6 protein-coding genes are annotated in these 5,587 nt (G+C 47.8%); 2 read left to right on the top strand and 4 right to left on the bottom strand.

All coding sequences use genetic code 11. From position 1 onward, the window contains the following. The 4 genes from STRDD11_RS13575 to STRDD11_RS03620 all read right to left on the bottom strand — a co-directional run. Positions 1–478 (bottom strand): KxYKxGKxW signal peptide domain-containing protein (locus STRDD11_RS13575; RefSeq protein ID WP_206512673.1); only part of this gene is annotated, 478 nt, incomplete at its 3' end. A gap of 72 nt (positions 479–550) precedes the next feature. Next, positions 551–1,432 (bottom strand): Rgg/GadR/MutR family transcriptional regulator, encoded by an 882-nt coding sequence (locus STRDD11_RS03630; RefSeq protein ID WP_128835508.1) that lies wholly within the window; start codon positions 1,430–1,432, stop codon positions 551–553. Between the two features lie 703 nt (positions 1,433–2,135). Next, positions 2,136–3,029 carry a zinc metalloprotease HtpX gene (gene htpX, locus STRDD11_RS03625; RefSeq protein ID WP_128835505.1) on the bottom strand — a complete coding sequence of 298 codons (894 nt, stop codon included), beginning with the start codon at positions 3,027–3,029 and terminating at the stop codon, positions 2,136–2,138. 1 nt (position 3,030) lies between these two features. Next, positions 3,031–3,597 (bottom strand): LemA family protein, encoded by a 567-nt coding sequence (locus STRDD11_RS03620; RefSeq protein ID WP_128835503.1) that lies wholly within the window; start codon positions 3,595–3,597, stop codon positions 3,031–3,033. Between the two features lie 149 nt (positions 3,598–3,746). Here STRDD11_RS03620 and STRDD11_RS03615 point away from each other — a divergent pair, with 149 nt between their 5' ends. Both STRDD11_RS03615 and STRDD11_RS03610 read left to right on the top strand, forming a co-directional pair. Next, complete coding sequence (locus STRDD11_RS03615; protein WP_128835501.1) at positions 3,747–4,364, top strand: TetR/AcrR family transcriptional regulator; 618 nt, start codon at positions 3,747–3,749, stop codon at positions 4,362–4,364. 50 nt (positions 4,365–4,414) lie between these two features. Then, the coding region (locus STRDD11_RS03610) for an MFS transporter (RefSeq protein ID WP_241209301.1) at positions 4,415–5,587 on the top strand (1,173 nt) is incomplete at its 3' end.

Genomic DNA, 5,587 nt, shown 5'->3' with positions numbered 1-5,587 from the left:
CTTCCTTCGCTTGAGCAGGCGCTGCTGTCTTGGCAGCTTCACTGGTTGCTGCCGGGCTGGCTGGCTGTGCTTGGTCAGCAGATACTGCAGCCGTCTTTTCTGCTGATGCAGGAGCTGGCTGATCCGCTTTTGGGGCTGCCTCTTTAACAGCAGCCTGTTCTGCATCCGTAGCTGTCACCGGGCTGGTGAGTGCTGCAGCTTCATAAGTTCCCTTAGTTGCATTTGCAGCAGCCGCAGTTTCTGCCGGCAGCTGATCAGACAGACTGCCCTGATTGGCTGAAGCAGCTTCTGTTTGGTCCGTTTGCTTTTCTGAGCTTTCTTTATCAAGCGCTGCCTGATTCAGATCGTCTGCATGAACAGTCTCTGCCTCAAGGCTGAGAACTTTAGGGGCAACGAGAAGCGACAAGGCAGTCACACTGATGGCTACCCAGTTCTTCTTGACCTTATGCATTTTATAATGAACTTTTTTCTCCATCATAAAACCTCCTTCTGAAATAATTAAGTATAAAGTTTTACCTTTATTTTAATCTTTTTCCGAAGGAGGTTGCTTCTATTTGCAAATCTGCAACTGCGGCAGGACAATCCGCTCCATCTGCTCTTTCATCCTCTGAGCGGCACCATAGGCGCTTAAAAATTCTAAAGTCCCCAGACACTGCTCCATCTCCGTCAGGGCATAGGAACCGCCGACTCTGTATGAATAGAGAGCCTTGTAAAATTTTATGAGAATTCTCTCATACAGCTCTGTTTCAGGGATTTTTAAATTATCCATATAATTGAGGAATTTCATAGCCACCTGCAGGTGATTTTCTTCGATGCAGACACTGATGACATTGAGCAGCATGGCGATAATCCGCCTGCGGTTTTCCGGCAGATTATTATAGAACTGGGTACGGTTGATCATCTCACTGGCAAAGGTTTCCAGCGTGCTGGATGTCAGCAAGTCCACGCTGTTGGTAAAGAGCCAGAGCTCATAACGGCCCCATTCATCCACTGAGAAGAGATAGTCCGTCAGGTAGTCCACATCTTTTTTACTGACCTGAAAGTGCTGGTCGCAGTGAGAGAGAGTCCCCATGGCAATGATGGTATTGAGCCGGTAGTTCTTTTTCTTGGGAAATTCTTTCTCCAAAGCCTGGCATTCAGCCAAAATGCTCTCCAGTTTCACCAGATTGTTTTCCCGATAAGCTTCTGACAGCCGGTTGGAAAAGACCAAGTCATCTGCTTCTGTATAGTTATGGTAGACATACTGAAACTCATCCAGCGAAACAGCCATATTCTTTAAGCAATTATAGAATGCATCCACCGTAATCCCGCTCATACCGCGCTCATAGCGTGACAGCTGAGCTACTGAAATATCGCCTGCTGCCACCTCCTTAAGAGACATATTTTTTGATTCTCTGATAATTTTGAAAATTTTCCCTGAAGTTTTTAGCATCAGCACACCTCACTTGCAGATATGTAACAAGTTTTTTTACTACTTTTAATATACTAGTAAACTATTACGATTATATTAAAAAAATATTACGAATGTTTTCACGATGATACAATTAGATTAATTTGAATTCTAAAGTAACACAATATAGTGATTTTTTTACTTTATTAAAAATTAATATAGAAAAAAGCTGGAAAGACAGGCCTTCCAGCGATATAAATATGCATCTTTTCAGAAATAAAATTTGTTTTTTCATAAATGAGAAATGATACTAAAAAAGCTTGGAAGAATCAAGCTTTTTCACCCGCAGAAAAGGAACGGAAGGCCAGATTTTCTGTCTCCTTTTTATTTTGCAGAGGATAAAGCAAAACCAAAAATACTTTTATACTAGACTTGTTCAGAAACCCTTCCTTGAGTCTGTCCGCCTTCAGCAGTTCGGTCCGCTCACACAGTCCAGCGGACTGTGGAGCTTGTATCGTCATTTCGTTTCTCTTTGATGACTTTGTCAGCTCACCTTGCTCCAACAGTCCAGAAGGACTGTTGGAGGCTGGAGATAAAGAGGATGAGACAGACTCCCATGATGGCTGCGTCCTCACCCACAGAGGGAGGCAGCTTTTGGAAAATCTCATATAAGACTTCCGCTCCCATCAAAAAAAGTCTACCGCTGCCTTTGGCTGTGGACGGTAGACTTTCTGGGGCAGCTTGATTACATTTTTCTCAAACGCTCTACCCGCTCGGAAATAGGCGGGTGCGTGTAGAAAAGTTTTTTCAGGCCCCCTTCTTTCTTAGGGTCGCTGATATAGAGGGCGGCACTGGCATCATCTACATGATGCTCCATGGGCTCGCTCTGATCCAGTTTCAAAAGGGCATTGATCATTCCCTGCGGATTGCGGGTCAGCTCCACGCTGGAAGCATCAGCCAGAAACTCGCGCTGGCGGGAAATAGCCAGCTGGACCAAGGTTGCTGCAATGGGAGCCAGGATGATGGCTAGCAGCGACAGGAGCAAGAGGATGATTCCCAGACCACTGTCATTGTCGCGATTGTTGCTGCGGCGGCCGCCGCCAAACCACATCATGCGGCCAGCTACACTGGACAGCATGGTAATGGCACTGGCCAAGGCAACAGCAATGGTTGAAATCCGAATATCGTAATTGCGGATATGACTGACCTCATGGCCGATGACACCCTCCAGCTCCTCCCGATTCATGATTTGCAGAATGCCAGTCGTGGCAGCGACTGCTGCATTTTCCGGCTTAGAACCTGTCGCAAAAGCATTGGGGGACGGGTCGTCTACAATGTAGACCCTAGGCATGGGAATCTGCGCTACCATAGCCATGTCCTGCACGACATGGTAGAGCTCAGGTGCTTCCTGCTCGGAAACCTCCCGCGCGCCATTCATGGCCATTACTACCTCAGTGGACTGGAAAATCATCACCAGCGCGTAAACGCTGCCGATAAGAAAAGCCACGATAATGCCGCCCAGAGGTGAACGCAGCCAGAGATAGCCGACAGCAGCACCAATCAGGGCCAAAAGGCCGAAAAAAGCGATAAGGAGGAGCCAAGTCCTCCTTTTATTGCTGGCAATTTGATCAAAGAGCATGTCAGTCACCTAAACCGCTGCTGCCAAAGTCCACCTTGGGAACAGCCTTTTCTTCTTCCGGTGTTTGCAGGAAGTCGGCCGCCTTGAAGCTGAACATGCCTGCAACGATATTACTAGGGAAAGTTTCCAGCTTGACATTGTAATTGCTGGTTACTGAATTGTAGAGCTGACGTGAGTAAGCAATCTTGTTTTCAGTATTGGTCAGCTCTTCCTGCAGTTTCAGATAGTTACTGTTAGCTTTCAGATCTGGATAGCTTTCAGCCACAGCAAAAATACCTGAAATCTGACGGGAAAGAGCATCGCTGGCCTGCATGGCCTCAGCTGGTGAAGAGGCCTGAGCAACCTGGCTGCGCAGTTCTGTCACCTTTTCCAATGTTGCCTGCTCGTACTTGCCGTAGCCTTTGACGGTTTCAATCAAATTTGGCAGCAGGTCATTCCGACGCTTGAGCTGAACATCAATCTGGCTCCAGGCTTCCTGAGTCTGCATGCGGCTTTTCACCAAGCCGTTGTAAACAGAAACCACAAAAATCGCCAGAACAACGATAATTGCAAGAATAATAAATAGCATGATATTTCACTCCTTATTGCTTTATTACTATTATTATAACAAAAAAAGCGGAAAGTGTCTTTATTCTTGACAGCCTTATAAAAAAGAGGTAAGATAAAAGCAGAAATAAACCGACAGTCGGTCGAATAAATTTTTACTAGGAACTCTTCATGGCTAATAAAAAAGACTTTATCTTGGACACCGCACAGCGACTCTTTACAGAGCAGGGCTTTGACCAAACCTCTATCTCTCAGATCTTAGAGGCGGCCCAGATTGCCCGCGGTACCCTTTACTACTACTTTTCATCTAAGGAAGAGATGATGGATGCTATTATCGAGCGGACGATTGAAGCAGCCTTTGCTGCTTCTCAGGCCTTTGCTGACAATCGCGGCCTGACTATCCTAGAGCGGCTGGCCGGCAGTATGGCCGCACTGAATCTCCATCATCAAAATGGACAGGATGTCCTGCTCCATCTCCATCAGCCGCAAAATGCGCTCCTGCACGAAAAGACAAACCAAATCCTGCTGGCACGGGCTCCTCAGATCCTCCTGCCCATCATCCAAGACGGCATCGCTGCCGGGGATATGAAGACTGATTACCCTTACGAAAGCCTGGAAATGATTTTGACTTATTCGCTGCAAGTATTTGGCAGCAGCTTTCAAGCGCTGTCCCCAGAAGAACAGCAGCAGAAACTGCAGGCCTTTCTCTATCTTTTGGAAACCCTCTTTCACAGTCAGGCAGGCTACTTTGATGCCTTTCGGGCCCTGATTCAGTCGCAAGATAGTTAGAAACTTCTCTATTGCAATTGGTTTGCTTTGGCAATTCTAAGGAGGCGGCCATGAAACAATCAGGTTTTAGACTCTTTTTATTCATTTGGTTAGGGAGCCTCATCTCAGAAATCGGCTCCGGTATGACGTCATTTGCTTTGGGAATTTATGTTTACCAGCTAACTGGCTTGGTTTCGGTCTCGTCTTTTGTCACTCTTTGTGCTTTCCTGCCGGGACTGTTGGTCACCCCTCTGGCTGGGATTTTGGCAGACCGATACGACCGCCGGCTTCTGATGGCTCTGGGAGACGGCTTGTCTGGGCTAGGCGTTCTCTGGATTTACTTCAGCCTGCATCACCCAGCCCTGATCTTTATCTGTATCGGATCTGCAATCAGTTCCCTCTTTTCTGCCTTGGTCAATCCAGCCTTTCGGGCGACGATTTCTGACCTGCTGCCTGAGGACCAGCTGTCAAAAGCGACTGGTTTGTCCCAGATTAATGGCATTGCCCGCTATCTGATCTCACCAGCCTTGGCTGGCTTGATATTGGCCGGCGGCCATATCGCTGCCATCCTGCTGCTGGATTTTTCAACGATTTTCGTGACAGTGGCCTGCACTTTGATAGCCCGACGGGCCATTCATGTGCCCGTCTATTCCAGCGACAGCCGCTTCTGGGCTGACTTTCTCCGGGGCTTTCATATCATCTACGAGAAAAAGGGCATCTGGATTCTCGTCCTGACTGGCACGGCCTTCTCTTTCTTTCTGGGAACGGTCCAAATCCTGCTCTCTCCTTTAGTCTTAGCCTTTGCGGATGCCAAAACAGCCGGCTGGGTCATGACTATTTCCAGCAGCGGCATGCTGGTTGGAAGTCTGGTATTGGGATTCTTTGCCGTCAAACAGCATTTTCACCGCATGCTCTGCCTCTCCCTCTTTCTGCTGGGAATTTTCATGGCTGGACTGGGAATGAAGGAACATCTTATCTGGATTTGCAGTTTTGGCTTTCTGCTCTTTGCTGCCCTGCCCTTTGCCAATACAGCCATTGACTATCTGGTGCGCCTCCATATCCGCAAGGCAGATCAGGGCAAGGTCTGGGGTACAATCGGCATCATTTCTCAGCTGGGCTACGTAGTCGCCTATGCCTGCATGGGCTGGGTGGCGGATACCCTTTTCAAGCCTTCGCTGACCTATTTCGGCTGGCTGGCCCCTTCTGTCGGAAAAATCATCGGTGTCGGAGGAGGCAGAGGCTAT

This window comes from Streptococcus sp. DD11, assembly GCF_001578865.1.
Classification (GTDB): Bacteria; Bacillota; Bacilli; order Lactobacillales; family Streptococcaceae; genus Streptococcus; species Streptococcus panodentis.
Note: the sequence above shows the minus strand (reverse complement) of the source record. Positions and strands in the feature narration are given on the sequence as shown.

What these genes read in the sequence shown, in the direction of transcription:
- STRDD11_RS03630 (WP_128835508.1), bottom strand. Translation starts at nt 1,432, where the DNA reads ATGCTAAAAACTTCAGGGAAAATTTTCAAAATTATCAGAGAATCAAAA.
- htpX (WP_128835505.1), bottom strand. Translation starts at nt 3,029, where the DNA reads ATGCTCTTTGATCAAATTGCCAGCAATAAAAGGAGGACTTGGCTCCTC.
- STRDD11_RS03620 (WP_128835503.1), bottom strand. Translation starts at nt 3,597, where the DNA reads ATGCTATTTATTATTCTTGCAATTATCGTTGTTCTGGCGATTTTTGTG.
- STRDD11_RS03615 (WP_128835501.1), top strand. Translation starts at nt 3,747, where the DNA reads ATGGCTAATAAAAAAGACTTTATCTTGGACACCGCACAGCGACTCTTT.